Annotated in this window: 16 protein-coding genes and 1 pseudogene; 5 read left to right on the top strand and 12 right to left on the bottom strand. The window is 62.1% G+C overall.

Going from position 1 to position 14,481, the window contains the following annotated elements; genetic code table 11:
- Window positions 1-102: 102 nt before the first annotated feature.
- A complete protein-coding gene (locus ACFOKF_RS10020; protein ID WP_235681880.1) occupies window positions 103-876 on the top strand; it encodes a dienelactone hydrolase family protein in 774 nt (257 codons plus the stop codon).
- A 33-nt stretch (window positions 877-909) separates the two neighbouring features.
- Window positions 910-3,609, top strand: a complete 2,700-nt coding sequence (gene ppc, locus ACFOKF_RS10015; protein WP_380795428.1) for a phosphoenolpyruvate carboxylase — start codon at window positions 910-912, stop codon at window positions 3,607-3,609.
- A 12-nt stretch (window positions 3,610-3,621) separates the two neighbouring features.
- Here ppc and ACFOKF_RS10010 read toward each other — a convergent pair whose 3' ends face one another.
- Window positions 3,622-3,969, bottom strand: coding sequence for a hypothetical protein (locus ACFOKF_RS10010; protein WP_380795427.1), 348 nt, complete (start codon window positions 3,967-3,969; stop codon window positions 3,622-3,624).
- Window positions 3,970-4,058: 89 nt separating this feature from the next.
- Here ACFOKF_RS10010 and ACFOKF_RS10005 point away from each other — a divergent pair, with 89 nt between their 5' ends.
- On the top strand, window positions 4,059-4,841 hold the full coding sequence (locus ACFOKF_RS10005; RefSeq protein WP_313231412.1) for a DUF1593 domain-containing protein: 783 nt from the start codon (window positions 4,059-4,061) through the stop codon (window positions 4,839-4,841).
- 15 nt (window positions 4,842-4,856) lie between these two features.
- Window positions 4,857-5,054 (top strand): annotated as a pseudogene (locus ACFOKF_RS10000) (hypothetical protein); the annotation flags it as partial.
- 86 nt (window positions 5,055-5,140) lie between these two features.
- Here ACFOKF_RS10000 and ACFOKF_RS09995 read toward each other — a convergent pair.
- Genes ACFOKF_RS09995 through ACFOKF_RS09945 form a run of 11 tightly spaced genes read right to left on the bottom strand, consistent with a single transcriptional unit; the run spans window position 5,141 to window position 13,837 of the window.
- On the bottom strand, window positions 5,141-6,403 hold the full coding sequence (locus tag ACFOKF_RS09995) for an NAD(P)/FAD-dependent oxidoreductase (RefSeq protein ID WP_169861366.1): 1,263 nt from the start codon (window positions 6,401-6,403) through the stop codon (window positions 5,141-5,143).
- A gap of 4 nt (window positions 6,404-6,407) precedes the next feature.
- Window positions 6,408-6,716 carry a 2Fe-2S iron-sulfur cluster-binding protein gene (locus ACFOKF_RS09990; protein ID WP_169861367.1) on the bottom strand — a complete coding sequence of 103 codons (309 nt, stop codon included), beginning with the start codon at window positions 6,714-6,716 and terminating at the stop codon, window positions 6,408-6,410.
- A gap of 36 nt (window positions 6,717-6,752) precedes the next feature.
- Window positions 6,753-7,547, bottom strand: a complete 795-nt coding sequence (locus ACFOKF_RS09985) for a 2-keto-4-pentenoate hydratase (protein WP_169861368.1) — start codon at window positions 7,545-7,547, stop codon at window positions 6,753-6,755.
- A 1-nt stretch (window position 7,548) separates the two neighbouring features.
- A complete protein-coding gene (locus ACFOKF_RS09980) occupies window positions 7,549-8,013 on the bottom strand; it encodes a flavin reductase family protein (protein ID WP_380797738.1) in 465 nt (154 codons plus the stop codon).
- A 37-nt stretch (window positions 8,014-8,050) separates the two neighbouring features.
- Window positions 8,051-8,806 (bottom strand): SDR family NAD(P)-dependent oxidoreductase, encoded by a 756-nt coding sequence (locus ACFOKF_RS09975; protein WP_169861370.1) that lies wholly within the window; start codon window positions 8,804-8,806, stop codon window positions 8,051-8,053.
- On the bottom strand, window positions 8,803-9,324 hold the full coding sequence (locus ACFOKF_RS09970) for an aromatic-ring-hydroxylating dioxygenase subunit beta (protein ID WP_169861371.1): 522 nt from the start codon (window positions 9,322-9,324) through the stop codon (window positions 8,803-8,805). Before ACFOKF_RS09970 ends, ACFOKF_RS09975 begins: the two co-directional genes overlap by 4 nt.
- A complete protein-coding gene (locus ACFOKF_RS09965) occupies window positions 9,321-10,577 on the bottom strand; it encodes an aromatic ring-hydroxylating oxygenase subunit alpha (RefSeq protein WP_380795426.1) in 1,257 nt (418 codons plus the stop codon). The genes ACFOKF_RS09970 and ACFOKF_RS09965 overlap by 4 nt, the downstream gene beginning before the upstream one ends.
- Window positions 10,574-11,110 (bottom strand): nuclear transport factor 2 family protein, encoded by a 537-nt coding sequence (locus tag ACFOKF_RS09960; protein ID WP_169861373.1) that lies wholly within the window; start codon window positions 11,108-11,110, stop codon window positions 10,574-10,576. The genes ACFOKF_RS09965 and ACFOKF_RS09960 overlap by 4 nt, the downstream gene beginning before the upstream one ends.
- Window positions 11,107-11,469, bottom strand: a complete 363-nt coding sequence (locus ACFOKF_RS09955) for a hypothetical protein (RefSeq protein ID WP_380795425.1) — start codon at window positions 11,467-11,469, stop codon at window positions 11,107-11,109. The genes ACFOKF_RS09960 and ACFOKF_RS09955 overlap by 4 nt, the downstream gene beginning before the upstream one ends.
- A 20-nt stretch (window positions 11,470-11,489) precedes the next feature.
- Entirely contained in the window at window positions 11,490-12,656 is a 1,167-nt protein-coding gene (locus tag ACFOKF_RS09950) for an acyl-CoA dehydrogenase family protein (protein ID WP_313231410.1), read from the bottom strand.
- On the bottom strand, window positions 12,656-13,837 hold the full coding sequence (locus tag ACFOKF_RS09945) for an amidase (RefSeq protein ID WP_380795423.1): 1,182 nt from the start codon (window positions 13,835-13,837) through the stop codon (window positions 12,656-12,658). Before ACFOKF_RS09945 ends, ACFOKF_RS09950 begins: the two co-directional genes overlap by 1 nt.
- A gap of 131 nt (window positions 13,838-13,968) precedes the next feature.
- Here ACFOKF_RS09945 and ACFOKF_RS09940 point away from each other — a divergent pair, with 131 nt between their 5' ends.
- A complete protein-coding gene (locus ACFOKF_RS09940) occupies window positions 13,969-14,439 on the top strand; it encodes a MarR family winged helix-turn-helix transcriptional regulator (RefSeq protein WP_313231408.1) in 471 nt (156 codons plus the stop codon).
- Window positions 14,440-14,481 lie beyond the last annotated feature (42 nt).

Genomic DNA, 14,481 nt, shown 5'->3' with positions numbered 1-14,481 from the left:
GGCTCTCCATCCCTTACCCTCCTACTGAGAGCCTTCTTCTCTCGCCTTTCGAGACCAAGATTCTCGAAAGGCGAGAGATTTTTTTAGCGCCGCACGCAGCCGGTGGCGGCCAAGCTGTTCCAAAAGGAGTGCCTCATGCGCATCATCACTGATGAGTTCAGCGATATCGACCTTGCCGCTGGCGGCACAATGCGAATGCACATCACCCGCCCCTCCGCGCCTGGCCGCTATCCGGCTCTCCTCCTCTTCTCAGAAATTTATCAGGTCACCGGACCGATCCGGCGACTGGCAGCGAGCATCGCCGGGCATGGCTTCCTGGTGGGAGCGCCTGACGTCTATCACGAATATCTGGCTCCGGGTCTGGCTCTGCCCTATTCGTCCGAGGGGACAGCACGCGGCAATGATCTCAAGATCGAAAAATCGGTCGACGCCTATGACCGAGACGCTCTTTGCGCGATCGATTTCCTCACCAGTCATCAGCTCTCTACCGGCAGCATCGGCACGATCGGCCTGTGCCTGGGCGGGCATCTTGCGTTGCGCGCGGCGTTCGATCATCGCGTGGGTGCCACTGCCTGTTTCTATCCCACAGATGTGCATAGTGGCACGCTGGGCGCGGGCCGCGCCGACGACACATTGGCGCGCCTGGATGATCTCAAGGCCCAGGCACTCTTCATCTGGGGACGGCAGGATCCTCATATTCCTTTCGCCGGCCGCGAACGGATCCGTTCGCGGCTGGAAGAGGTTGGCGCCAACTATGAATGGCAGGAATATAACGCTGAGCATGCCTTCATGCGGGATGAGGGGCCGCGATATGATCCCTTTCTTGCACGCCAAACGCTGTCTGCAGCCCTGAACCTCTTTCGACAAGCGTTGTAGGCGCAAAAGCAGACTATGAGGTCGCGAAAGGCTATGAACACCAAAAAGCATCAATCCGCGCCTGCGATCACGCAGAATCCCGACATCCGTTATCTGGGACGCCTGCTGGGCGATGTCATTCGGGCCTATGGCGGGGAGAAACTCTACAAGCAGACCGAATATATCCGCTCCGCCTCGGTCGACCGCGCGCGCGGGCTGCAGGGCGCCGACCTGACCGACACGGGCCTCGATGCCCTCAATCTCGACGACACGCTTAACTTCACCCGCGGCTTCATGCTGTTCTCGATGCTCGCCAATCTGGCCGAGGATCGGCAGGGGGTGGCGGCGGAACCCGGCGCCGATGTCGCGTCGGCGGTGGCGAAGCTCGAATCGCATGGCATCGGCAAGGATGCGGTGCTGGAATTGCTGTCGCACAGCCTGATCGTGCCGGTGCTGACTGCCCACCCGACCGAGGTGCGGCGCAAGAGCATGATCGATCACAAGAATCGCATCGCCGACCTGATGCAGCTCAAGGATGCCGGACGGACCGAGACGGATGATGGCGAGAATCTGGACGAGGCGATCTTCCGCCAGATCGCGCTGTTGTGGCAGACGCGCCCGCTGCGCCGCAAAAAGCTGTTCGTGCAGGACGAGATCGACAATGTCCTGACCTATTTCCGCGACATCTTCCTGCCGACGCTGCCGGCACTTTATGGCCGGTGGGAACGGGTGCTGGGCGCACGGCCGCACAGCTTCCTGCGGGTCGGCAACTGGATCGGCGGCGACCGTGACGGCAACCCGTTCGTCCAGGCGCCGCAGCTGCGATCGGCGCTGGGCCGCGGCTGCGAGGCGGCGCTGGCCTATTATATGGAATCGATCCATGCGCTGGGCGCGGAATTGTCGGTCTCGACCGAACTCGCCCATGTGCCCGAAGCGGTGCTGGCGCTGGCGGAGGCGAGCGGCGATGCATCGCCCAGCCGCCAGGACGAGCCCTATCGCCGGGCCATTTCGGGCATCTATGCGCGGCTGGCGACCACCTATGTCCATCTGGTCGGCAAGGCCCCGCCGCGCCCGTCGGCGCTCAAGGGCGAGCCTTACGCCGCGCCGGGCGATTTCCGCCGCGACCTCGTCACCGTGGCGCAGGGGCTGGCGAGCGAGGGCGATGGCGCGCTGTCGACCGGTGGCGCGCTCGGCCGGCTGATCCGCGCGGTCGAAACCTTCGGCTTCCATCTCGCCACCCTCGACATGCGGCAGAATAGCGACGTGCATCAGCGCGTGGTCGCCGAACTGCTGAAGGTCGCCGGGGTCGAGGCGGATTATGCCGGGCTGGACGAATTTGCCCGCATCGCCCTGTTGCGCAAGGAGCTGGCGACCAACCGGCCGCTCGGCACGCGCTTTTCGGAATATTCCGAGGAAACGGCGTCGGAGCTGGCGATCGTCCATGCCGCCGCCGAGGCGCACCGCACCTATGGGCCGCAGTGCATCACCCATTATATCATTTCCAAGGCCGAAAGCGTGTCCGACATGCTGGAGGTCAATATCCTGCTGAAGGAAGCGGGTCTGTGGCGCGCGCCGGAAAATGGCGACCCGGCCAAGGCGGCGATCATGTCGATCCCGCTGTTCGAGACGATCGGCGACCTTGAGGCCGCACCCAAGATCATGACCGCCTATTTCGGCCTGCCCGAAATTGCCGGGGTGGTGCAGGCGCGCGGCCATCAGGAAGTGATGATCGGCTATTCCGACAGCAACAAGGATGGCGGTTACATCACCTCGACCTGGAGCCTCTACAAGGCGAGCCAGGCGCTGGAGCCGGTCTTTGCCGAGGCCGGGGCGGCGATGCAGCTGTTCCATGGGCGGGGCGGCGCGGTCGGGCGTGGCGGCGGCTCCGCCTTCAAGGCGATCCAGGCGCAGCCGCGCGGCAGCGTGCAGGGACGCATCCGTATCACCGAACAAGGCGAAGTGATCGCCGCCAAGTTCGGCACGCGCGACGTGGCGATGACCAATCTGGAGGCGATGACCAGCGCGACCCTGCTCGCCAGCCTGGAACCCGAGGGTGTGTCGGCGAAGGATGCCGCCCGCTTTGCCGCGGCGATGGACGAGCTGTCGAAGAACGCCTTCACCGCCTATCGCGACCTGGTTTACGGCACGGAGGGGTTCAAGGAGTTCTTCCGCCAGCTCACCCCGATCCAGGAAATCTCCGGCCTCAAGATCGGGTCGCGTCCGGCGAGCCGGACCAAGAGCACCGCGATCGAGGATCTGCGCGCCATTCCCTGGGTGTTCAGCTGGGCGCAGGCGCGGGTGATGCTGCCGGGCTGGTATGGTTTCGGCCATGCGATCGCCGCGTTCGAGGACAAGGCGCTGCTGGCGGACATGGCGCAGCACTGGTCCTTCCTGCAGTCGGCGCTGGCCAATCTGGAGATGGTGCTGGCGAAGTCGGACCTGGGCATTGCGGCGCGATACCTGCCGCTGGTCGAGGACCAGGCCAAGGCGGAAACGCTGTTCGGGCGTATCCGCGAAGGCTGGTCGCTGACCCATGATGGGTTGCTGGCGGCCACCGGCCAGTCGCGCCTGCTGGAACGGAGCCCGACGACCGAGACGTCGATCCGGCTGCGGCTTCCCTATATCGAGCCGCTCAATCTGCTGCAGGTCGAACTGCTCAAGCGCTATCGCGCTGGCGAGGATGATGCCCGGATCAAGGAAGGCATCGAACTGTCGATCAACGCGATCGCAACCGCGCTGCGCAACAGCGGCTGAAGATCCGTCCAATCAGGACAATGGTGGAGGTTTAACAAGTACGGATATCTGAAATGCGGGAGCAGCCCGGCCACCTTGTCCAACGGAATTCTTGTCCTCCGCTTTTACCGGCCATGAATATTGAGGCCCATTGCCGTCCGATCCCTTACGCGTGAGCGCCGTGTAAAGGCCGACCATCGGCCCAATGGGCAGATTGTCACTTCCGAACACCATCTTGACGTCAGCCTTGAGAGGGAGAGCAACCGGATTATTGTGCTCAAGGCGATAGCCATCGAGCGTCTGCTCGTAGCGTCCTTCCAGATTGTAGAGAAAATTGGGCTGCGCCGCCACCCAGGTTCCGTTCGCGGCCATCATCTTCACGGTGTCAACGGAAGGGATCATCGTGAAATGAGACAGGAACCAGCGATGAAGGCCATGATACGGCCGGATCGCGCGCCATCATTGAAGCAGTGGATCGGGCCGACAATGGCCGCCCGGTCTGGGTATCGATCTGGGGCGGGGCCAATGTTCTGGCGCAGGCGCTTTGGCGTGTGTCGCACGACCGTCCGCCCGAGCAGGTGGCCGACTTCGTCTCGCGATTGCGCGTCTATTCGATCTCGGATCAAGACGACAGCGGCCCCTGGCTCCGTCAGACCTTTCCCAAGCTGTTCTGGATCGCAAGTCTGCACGCCTTCAACCATTATGAGCGAGCGACCTGGACCGGTATTTCCGGCGAAGCTTTCTACAAGTTCGAAGGAGGCCCCGATGCGCGTCTGGTATCGAAGGAATGGCTGACGCAGAATATCATCAAGGGTCCGCTGGGATCGCTCTATCCCCTGCCCGCCTTCGTCATGGAAGGCGACACACCCGCCTTTCTCTATCTCATCCCAAATGGCCTTGGGGTTCCCGAAGCACCCGATTTTGGTAGCTGGGGCGGTCGCTATGGCAGACTTGGCGCCGGACAGAGCATCTGGACAGATGTGTCGGATACAGCGCTTGGTCAGGATGGGCGCCAGCATAGCCAAGCGCAGGCAAGCATCTGGCGGTGGCGCGATGCCTATCAGGGCGATTTCGCTGCACGCATGCAATGGACTCTCGCCCCGCAATATAAGGCAGCAAATCATGCTCCGATCATTCGCATCGAAAAAGATCACGGCCTTGTGCCGGTGGAGCGGGAATTGGTTGCCGGACAGCAACTCAGGCTCAATCTGTCAGGAACGCGCGATCCGGATGGAGATGCTGTCAACCTTTAATGCTGGCAATATAAGGAACCGAGCACGACATCGGTCAGCACGGCGAGAGTTCCAACGCTCTCGATCGAGAAATGCACCGATCGGGAAATCGTCCTGACAGCACCTGCGGTCAAGATGCCGACCCTGCTCCATCTGATCGTCGAAGCCCGCGATGATGCGCAATTGACCATGCGCAGCTATCGCCGGGTCATAGTGCGGGTTTCGCCTGAATAAATGGGGATTGTGATGCTCAGGAGGCAGACCTGATTATAGTGAGTGGGGGCCGGCAGACCCAGGGACTGCCGGCCCTCCCACCTTTGTCAGATGCTGCCAACCGAGCTTCCTTCACTGACCGCCCCGATCACCGCAATTTCCTTGAGCGGAATGCCGGCATCGGCCAGCTGCACCGGGTCGAGATGGGCGGCCGAGAGCACATGGGCGCGGCCCTGGACATAGTCCTTGACCGCATTGACGCAGTCGAGCGCGATCACCTTGCCGCCCTTCAGATAGACCACCGAGAAGCTGCGGGTGGCGGGGTCGCCGCGCAGCACCGTCTGGTCGAAGCCGGTCGAGAGGCCCACGGTCTGGAGCTTGAGATCATATTGGTTCGACCAGAACCAGGGGACGGCGTCATAGGCCTCTTCCTTGCCGAGGATATGGGCGACGGCGGTCTTGGCCTGGTCATTGGCGTTCTGGACGGATTCGAGGCGCATCTGCGCGCCGCCGGCAAAACGGTTGGCATGGGCTGCGCAATCGCCCACGGCATAGATGTCGGGCAGCGAGGTGCGGCAATATTCGTCGACGTCGACGCCATTGCCCCCCGCGGCGCCCGCCGCGATCAGCGGGCCGGTTTCGGGCACGATGCCGATGCCTACGATCACCATGTCGGTTTCGATCCGCTCGCCATCCTGCATCAGCACCGCGGTGGCCCGGCCATCCTCGACCGCGATACAGTCCATCTTCGCGCCGGTGCGCAGGTCGACGCCATGGGCGCGATGCTCCGCCTCGTAGAAGCGCGAGAGATCCTCGCCCGCGACGCGGGCCAGCACCCGGTCGAGCGCTTCGAGCAGCACCACGGTCTTGCCGAACTTGGACAGGACGGCGGCGGCCTCCAGCCCAATATAGCCGCCGCCGATGATGGTGACATGGCTGACGCTGTCGATCTTCGCCATCATCGCGTCGACATCGTCGCGGCGGCGCACGGCATGGACATTGGCGGCTTCGGCGCCGCTGCAGGTCAGCATCCGGGGGCTGCCGCCGGTACACCAGATCAGCTTGTCATAGCCGATTTCCTCGTCGCCGACGGTGACGAACTTGCCGGCCGGATCGACGCTCTTGACCCGGCGCCCCAGCAACATGTCGATCTTGCGCTCGTCCCAGAAGGCGGCGGGGCGGATCAGGATACGGTCGAAGCTCTTGTCGCCGGCGAAATATTCCTTGGACAAAGGCGGGCGCTCATAGGGCGGATCCTTCTCGTCGCCGATCATGCCGACCGAGCCTTCGAAGCCGTGTTGCCGCAGCGAGATCGCCGCCTGCGCGCCGGCATGGCCGGCCCCCACGATCAGAACGTCATAGCGAGTCATTCGCTCAATCCTCCGGCGCGATCACAACCTGGAGGCCCTCATGTTCGGCTCCGAGCGAGATCTGGCAAGACAGACGACTGGCATCTTCCCGCGCATCGCTACTGTCGAGCAGGTCATTTTCGTCTTCGCTCATCGGCGGCAGCGCATCCGATATCACATAGACATGGCAGGTGGCGCAGGAGCAACAGCCTCCGCACAAGGCCATCAGCTCGTCAAAGCCGTTTTCCCGCAGTGCCTCCATCAGAGAGAGGCCCTCATCGGCCTGAATGATCCTGCTCGAACCGGCACGATCGGTGACATGAATTGCGGGCACATGGCCTCCGTGAAAATAAATTGTTGATAGAAAGAATCAGGCGCGGCCGAGGGGTACAGCGAGGCAGTCAATTCTGCCGAAGCGTCCGAAATCGGCGACACAGCGTTGGCCTGCCCGGATCCAGTGCATGCCGGTCACTGCGCCGGTTGATACGAACTGCCCCGCCTTGAGCGGGAAGCCCAGTCTCGCGCACTGATCAAGTGCGAAGGCGAGTGCAGTCAAGGGGCCGCCAGGAAGCTCGGCAGCCGTTGCGCTACGCATCAAAGTGCCGTCTATGCGGGTAGTACAGGTCATGCCGCGCGGATCGCCGAGTACCTCAAGAGGAATGGCCGGCCCGAAAATCTGACCATTATTATTGCCAAGATCTGCAATAGACGCCAGCGCATCGAGATCCGGCATGACGGCAAGTGGACTTCCAGCCACCTCCACGCCAATCCTTACCTCACCCACCAGACGCCGAGCCTGATCGATATCGACCCCTGTCTGCAGCGGCGGCTGATCTTCACCCAGGACCATGACATATTCCGCTTCGAATGCAGCAGATCCGCCGACGAAGACCGGAAAATCTGCTTCCTCGCCTCCATCAAGATGGGTAACGCCGCCGGCAAAGACCGGTCCTACGAAGCGATCCATCCCGAAGCGATCGGCCAATGCCGGACTGAGGCGTCCGACCTTCCAGCCGGCAATAGCGTCGGGCCACAGATCGATGGCGGCCAGCTGGATCGTATAGGCATCGTCGAGGTCAGAGGGGAAAAGGCCCGGAAATTTCGCCAGACCATGGCCACGCCTGCGGGCAGCAACGAAGCTTGCCGCTATTTCGACCGCAACCATGTCAGGCAGCAGCCCGCATCGGCAGCGCGTGATATTGGCGGTCGAAATAGACCAGTCCCGGCTCTTCCCCACCAATCAGCAAATGCTGCACCTCGCACAGAAAGATGCTGTGGCTGCCCATCTCCACGACCGAAGCAATGGTACAGCCAAAGGCTGCCAGCGCTCCGGTCAGCGCCGGCACGCCATGGCCCAGCATGGTCCAGTCTGCCGCCGCGAAACGTGCGTCCATATCGAGGTTCTTGTCGGCAAAGGTGCCAGACAATCCGGCCTGCCCGCCCGCCAGCACATTGACCGTCAGTTGGCCATTATCTTTCAGCACATCATGCATTCTCGCCGACTTGTTGATGCATAGCAGCAGCGAGGCTGGGCTGTCGCTGACGCTGCACACAGCCGATGCGGTCATCCCATGTCGTCCGGCGGCGCCATCTGTGACAATGATGTTTACAGCAGCGCCCAGACGCGCCATCGCGGCGCGAAATAACTGTGTCTCGATCATGTCGCCCTCAACGCATCAGCAAGCCGCCATTGATGTCCCAAATGGCACCATTGGCGAAAGCAGCCTCGGGAGAGGCCAGATGGACGGTGGTTGAAGCCACGAAATCGGGCGAGCCCAGATGACGGACGGGAATGCCCGCAACGATGCCCTCCAGCTTGTCCTCGGGTACCAATGCCCGGACCGACGGCAGGTCGAGCGGACCCGGCGCGATCGCGTTGACGGTTATGCCGAACGGCGCGAGATCCCGTGCAAACACCTTGGTCAGGGTGATGATTCCACCCTTGGATGCGGCATAATGAGCGCCCGTCGCCGTCCCGCCATTTTGCCCCGCGAGCGAGGCAATGTTGACGATGCGGCCATGGCCCTTGTTCTTGAAATAGCGGCCCAGGACCTGGCAGCCAATGAAGGTACCCCGCAGATTGACCGCCAGCACCTTGTCGAACTCGTCCGGACTGATCTCCAGTACCGGGCGAACGATGGTGACGACGGCATTGTTGACCAATGCCTCGATTGATCCCCAGCGCGCGATGAGCGCGTCGCGAGCAGCCTCGAACGCAGCCTCGTCGCGTACATCGAGTGTAAGGCCCAATGCGGTTTCACCGCTTGGATCAAGCTCCAGCGCCAGTGCGTGGGCCGCAGCGCCGTCAATGTCCGAGATCCCGACATTGTAGCCCGCCTCGTGGAAGGCGCGTGCAATAGCGGCGCCCAGCCCTTGCGAACCGCCGGTGATGAGCAGCGTCCGCGGATTTTCCGGGCGGCTCACAGCAGATATCCGATCCCAAACTGGAAATCGTCGGCGTTGATCAGCGCCACAACCTTCTCATCAAGGAGGAGCGAGCCATCCTCCGCCCGAACGATGCGATAACGCGTGTCGGCGGGCAGGAAGCGCATATGCTCATATTTATATTCGGCCAGCATCTGCGCCCCGCGCAGCGTGATCGAGCTCTCGTCCCGTGCCTCAAGCACGAACCGCGATACCGTTCGCACGGTCCGAGCCGGCGGCGCCGATGACATGGAGAAACCCGACAACAGTCGCTTGGCGCGCGCCTGGCGCATCTCCTGGTCGTCATAGACGATGTTGAGCGCGTCGACATAATCGGCATCGCGCTCAACCGGGATAATATATTTGCCGGTCTGCGTCCAAAGCTTGAGCCAGGGCTTGTAGTCCAGCCGGTCAAGCATGTCGGCTTCAGCCCAGATGAAGGCGATCGCCTCCTCGAACGTCGGCGCCCCCGTCTGCAAATCCGTCACGACATTTTTCTCCTGAAGATCGAAGCTCATGCGCTCATCATCCGCTTCCACTGCTGATAGGCAGCCCTCATGCCGGTCTCAGCACTGACGTCACCCGCATTATGGCCGACCTCGGCCACGCCATCGGGCGCATCAACGCCGCGATTGAGCATGATCCAAAGATCATCGCCCGTCCGCGCACCGCGCTGCACCCGCTCCCAGCCCTCGGCATCGTCGGGCGTGCCAAAGCCCATCGGCCCCTGGAAATGCTCATGCAGCCGCAACCGCGCTCGGTTGCCCGCTGCCGGGCCGCCGTCCATGCCGATAGCGACGTGGGTAATTTCCGTCTCATCGACCGCCACCGGGCGCAGCACGCGGAAAAAGGCCATGGAACAGGCGACATTGGGGAACAGGTTCAGGTTGAAGCCCGAACCGCCCACGGCGCGCACCACCTTGCGCACCGTCGCATCGTCATGCCCCTCGTCGCGCAATTCCTGCGCCAGATCGGCGAAACGATCAGGGATCGGCGCGTCGAGATTATCTTCGAGGTCGATGAGGTCGGGGATCATCACCATGACGCTGTGGCCATTGCCCAAATCCTCGACCCAGCCGCCCTGCCCCAGCACGTCGAAGACATTTTCCGTCTCCGCGTCGAGACTGTCGAGAAAGGTCTTGTGGACGATCGGGAAATGATAGGCGTCGGTGGTGTTCTCTAGCTGGATTTTCCAGTTGCCCGGAAAGCGGAACTTGTGTTCGCCAAGCGTCTTCACGCCAAAGCCAGCACCCTGTTTCATGAACAGGTCCATCCACTTCTTGGCCGGCCCCAGGAAATCCACCAGCGGTTCGATATCGCTGTTGAATGTGGCAAAGATCATGCCCTGATAGATTTCGACCCGCAGCGAGATCAGCGGGAACTCCGTAGTGTCGAACGCCTCGTCATAGCCCTTGGCATGGGGCACCTTACGCAAGCGGCCGTCGGGATCGTAGCTCCAGCCGTGATAGGGGCAGACGAAGACGCTGGCCTTGCCCTTCTTCTTCTCGCACACACTTGCCGCGCGGTGGCGGCAACGGTTCAGAAGGACATGGACTTTGCTTTCCTTGTCCCGCGTCACGATCACGGGCTGGTTACCAACAAAACTGGTCTTGAACGTGTTCTTCGTTGGCACGTCACTTTCATGGGCGACCCAGACCCATGTATTGTTGAAGATCCGGTCCATCTCTTCCTCAAAGATAGCGGGATCCTTGTAGAGCGCGGTATGGACGCGATCGTCCTTCACCAGCGCGGCGAAATCTGTGGTGCTCATGCGCCCTCCTCGGCGTCTTGCTGGGGGACGGAAATGTCGGCCTCGTCATTCCACGGGCCGACATCCCGGGAGAAAATATTCTCGGTCACGAAACGGGACATCCGCCACGCACCGTCCTCGAAAACACAGTCGATCGTCAGAGCCGCACTGCGGCAGTCAGATCGGCCGTCGCGATAGGTCGATACCTGCAACATCATCCAGCGACCGGTGGCATGCCCCGCATCCGCGACGTCGATCGTCTCGGACGAGAGATAATGGCCGTTCAGTCTGAAGTGCAGCGGGCTGGTATAGCTGGCCAGCATGGCGACGATGGCGTCGCGCCCCTCATGCCGGCCGAAAGCCTTGCGATAGCGCCCCGTGCCCTCCCAGACAGCATCGCGGGTGAACAGCCCGCCCAGCACATCCATCGGGGTCGACGGCCCCAGCGTGTCGCACAGACGGAAATAGTCCATCACGACGCGCCGGACCGCCGCCTCTGCTTCCAGCAATGCGATCCGCTGGCTCAACAGGGCAAGGGCGCCGGCTTCTGTCATGCGGGGATGACCAACTCCCGGCCGACCCGGGCTTCGACGCGCATATATTTCCAAAGTCGATACTCGCCGACCTTGATGGTGCGGAACAGGTTGCAGGCGGCGACCACCGTCGCGCGATCGGGCACGTCCGCCATGACGTAGAAGGTCCAGGGCCAGCCATTGGGCGAGGTGCCGACCATGGTTTCGTCATCGTCCAGCGTACCCAGCACGGTCACGCCCGGCAGGTCACGAATGCCCTTGAGCATCTCGCCAGTGGCGGCCCAGACCTTGCCGATCTCGGTTGCGGGCAGATCGAAGAAATTCTGGAGCACGGCAGCGCAGAAAAGGACGCGCAGGGGTTTGGCAGGTGTGTCGGTCATGAATGCGATCCTTTTGTCGATCAGGGAAATCCGGGCGGGTTGTCGAGCCCGAGCAGCACCCGGCCCGCGCTGGCAAACGTGCCTTCGGACAGGAAGGCATGCTGGGCCACCACCATCGCGTCATGGACATAGGCCGCAAGCGGATGGTCGTTGTAGATGCCGGTTGTGCCCGACAGCATGAAGGCGGTCTGGGCGACTTCACAGCCGATCCGCGCAACGTGGCTCGAGGCGAGGCGCAGCAAGCCCGTTTGCTTGAGTGATGCCGGATCGCCCGCGCACAAGGTAGCCCAAACATCCTCGGTCGCCTCGTAGAAGAAGGCACGGGCAGATCGGAGTTTGGCTTCTGCCTTGGCAATCTCGGTCTGCACATAGGCGCGGTCGGCCAGCACCGGCGCTCCAGTGATGGAGGCGCGCCCTCCCGCCATCTGCGTGATTTCGTCCAGTGCGGCGCGCGCTACACCCACACCAACGATCGCCAGTACCTGCGCGGCGAAGGCCATGGAGGGATAGCGATAAAGCGGCGTGTCGAGTGTCGGCGCGCCGCCCCGGATGAAGGTCCATTCTTCTGGTACGACGACCTCGTCGACGACCAGGTCATGGCTACCCGTGCCCTGGAGGCCGATCACATCCCAGTTGCGTTCGATCGCGACCGACGAGGCGGGCATGACCGCCATGCGCGGAAGGCCGCCTTTCTCGCCTTCCACTTTGACGCCGACGCCGATGATATCGGCCCCGGTCGATCCGCTGCCGAACTTCCAGCGCCCCGACACCTTGAGGCCACCCTCGACCTTCGCCGCTGCCTGCGGCGGGAAGAGCGCACCTGCAAAGATCACGTCCGGCCCATCGGCATAGACCTTGGCCAACGTCCCCCTCGGCAAAGAGGCCAGATACATGGACGAGACACCGAAGCTTGCCACCCAGCCTATCGAGCCGTCAGCCTCGGACAAGCGCTCGATCAGCTTCAGGAAGGTCGCAGGCGACACCTCCAGACCACCATAGCGGGTCGACACAAGCGCCCTGTAGACGCCCAGGCGGCGCAGCTCGGCGACTATGTCGGCCGGCAATTGGCCAAGGGCCGCAATTTCCTGCCTTCTTGCGCGGAAAGAAGCGATCAGCTCTTCGCCAATGGGGGCGATGCCGGGCGTTTCCGCGGCGCTCCGCCCGGAAAGGGCGTTCAACGCGTTCATCAGCAAATTTCCTTATGTTGTAGATTCTGGTCAGAATGGGCGAACAAGCGCGCGATGGCGCAGAGCCGTGCATCATCTCCCCGGCGCGCCACCAGTTGCAGCGCCGCCGGTCGCCCTGACGGCGTTGTCAGCGGCAGCGAGATCGCAGGATGGCAACTGAGGTTGAAAGGACGCACGAGAGAGGACAGCCGCAGGATCGATGCCGCGTCACCCATTGCGTCGACGTGCGGCGGAAATCCTGGCAGTGTCGGCAACGCCAGGACGTCAAAGCGCTCCAGCAAGGCATCAACCTGCGCAATGAAGCTGGCCTTGACTTCTTGCGCCCAGACCATGCGTTCCACCGTTGCAACCGTGGGTGCTGCGCGCAAACGTTGTTCGACATCAATGCCAAGCAGACCTGTGTCCACCAGATGACCGTAAGCGGCAGAAGCCTCTGCTGCCATTTTGACGACGCCAGCCTGGAAAGCGTCCTCCAGAAGCGGCAGGGAGCAGGTTTCGACGGCATCCCAAAGCGAAGCAAGCGCAGCGGCAACAGCGCCCGCCACCTCTTCATCAGCGATGACTTCTACAAATCCTATGGCGGGCCGAGCAACTGGGTCAGCGACCGCAAAATCAGGATCCATCTGTTCCATGGCACCTTCGATCAGCGACATGGAGCGGGCGAACAAGCCGACACAATCCAGGTCGCTGTCGCTTGGCGTCAGGCCATCGCGGCTTAGCCGTCCAAAGCTCGGCTTGAAACCGATAACACCGCAACAGGCTGCAGGCATGCGGACCGAGCCACCCGTATCTGTGCCGAGCGACAGGTCGACCAGTCCGGCAGCGACTGCAGCGGCAGAACCGCTGGATGATCCGCCGGGCATAAGGCCGGGATAGAGCGGATTTTCGACATGTCCCGTCCAGTCGTTGAGGCCCGTCATGCCGTAGGCCAATTCGTGCATGCTCGCCTTGGCAATGATCCGATAGCCGGCCTCAACCAGAGCCTGCACCACGTGGGCGTTACGCTGTGCAGGTGCGACATCGGCAAAGGCCCGGGAGCCGCAGCAGGTGCGCGCGCCCGCAATATCTATGCAGTCCTTGACTGCGACGGACGGACCACTGCCCGGCACGTCATAGCTTTCAATCAGGATAGCAGACATCCCCGATTTCCCTTGATGGCTGATATCAGAAAGCTGGATCATATTACGTGAATAGTCAAGTAATTTTCATTCATTCTCTTGCTTGAACATGCCCCGGTCTCCCGGTAGGGATTTTGGGGCGGGAGAGATGCGGGCCATCTGGGTGCCGGAGCCCGCGCAAGCAGGGATCACAGATGGTTGAAGAGGTACAGGAACCCGAAATTGCAGGTGACGCCGCCCCCTTCAACATGGAGGAATGGCCCTTCTACTGGCTCACCCGCTTTACCGGCCGCTACCTGCTGCAAATGGAACTGGCACTTAAACCGCTGGGCCTCGACATCCCGCGGTGGCGTGTGCTCATGACATTGCGCAACCGCGAGACGATGAGCGTCAGCGAGATTGCCGACCATGCGATCGTCAAGTTGCCGACCATGACCAAGATCGTGAAGCGCATGCAGGCCGACAATCTGGTGCATTGCAGGCAGAGTGCGGCAGATGGCCGAGTGACCGAAGTCTCGCTGACCCCTGAAGGCGTTGTCGCTGGTCGCAAGGCCTGGGAAGCAGCGAACAGGATTTACGAGCGCGCCTTTGAAGATCTGTCGAAAAAGGATGTTTCGACGCTCAACAAACTTCTCCGGACAATAACGCGCAGCCTGGCTGGCTAACACAGCCCACAAAGTCATAGCCGGCAAACAGTGCCGGCTTTC

It is taken from the genome of Sphingobium rhizovicinum, assembly GCF_042647625.1.
GTDB lineage: Bacteria > Pseudomonadota > Alphaproteobacteria > Sphingomonadales > Sphingomonadaceae > Sphingobium > Sphingobium rhizovicinum.
This window is presented reverse-complemented; position numbering and strand designations above follow the sequence as displayed.

Bases quoted from the DNA above. Each gene is read 5' to 3' on its own strand.
- ACFOKF_RS09950 (WP_313231410.1), bottom strand. From the start codon at position 12,656: ATGAACGCGTTGAACGCCCTTTCCGGGCGGAGCGCCGCGGAAACGCCC.
- ACFOKF_RS09940 (WP_313231408.1), top strand. From the start codon at position 13,969: ATGGTTGAAGAGGTACAGGAACCCGAAATTGCAGGTGACGCCGCCCCC.
- ACFOKF_RS09980 (WP_380797738.1), bottom strand. From the start codon at position 8,013: ATGGCGCGTCTGGGCGCTGCTGTAAACATCATTGTCACAGATGGCGCC.
- ACFOKF_RS09960 (WP_169861373.1), bottom strand. From the start codon at position 11,110: ATGACAGAAGCCGGCGCCCTTGCCCTGTTGAGCCAGCGGATCGCATTG.
- ACFOKF_RS09970 (WP_169861371.1), bottom strand. From the start codon at position 9,324: ATGAGCTTCGATCTTCAGGAGAAAAATGTCGTGACGGATTTGCAGACG.
- ACFOKF_RS09995 (WP_169861366.1), bottom strand. From the start codon at position 6,403: ATGACTCGCTATGACGTTCTGATCGTGGGGGCCGGCCATGCCGGCGCG.
- ACFOKF_RS09985 (WP_169861368.1), bottom strand. From the start codon at position 7,547: ATGGTTGCGGTCGAAATAGCGGCAAGCTTCGTTGCTGCCCGCAGGCGT.
- ACFOKF_RS09965 (WP_380795426.1), bottom strand. From the start codon at position 10,577: ATGAGCACCACAGATTTCGCCGCGCTGGTGAAGGACGATCGCGTCCAT.
- ACFOKF_RS09945 (WP_380795423.1), bottom strand. From the start codon at position 13,837: ATGATCCAGCTTTCTGATATCAGCCATCAAGGGAAATCGGGGATGTCT.
- ACFOKF_RS09955 (WP_380795425.1), bottom strand. From the start codon at position 11,469: ATGACCGACACACCTGCCAAACCCCTGCGCGTCCTTTTCTGCGCTGCC.
- ppc (WP_380795428.1), top strand. From the start codon at position 910: ATGAACACCAAAAAGCATCAATCCGCGCCTGCGATCACGCAGAATCCC.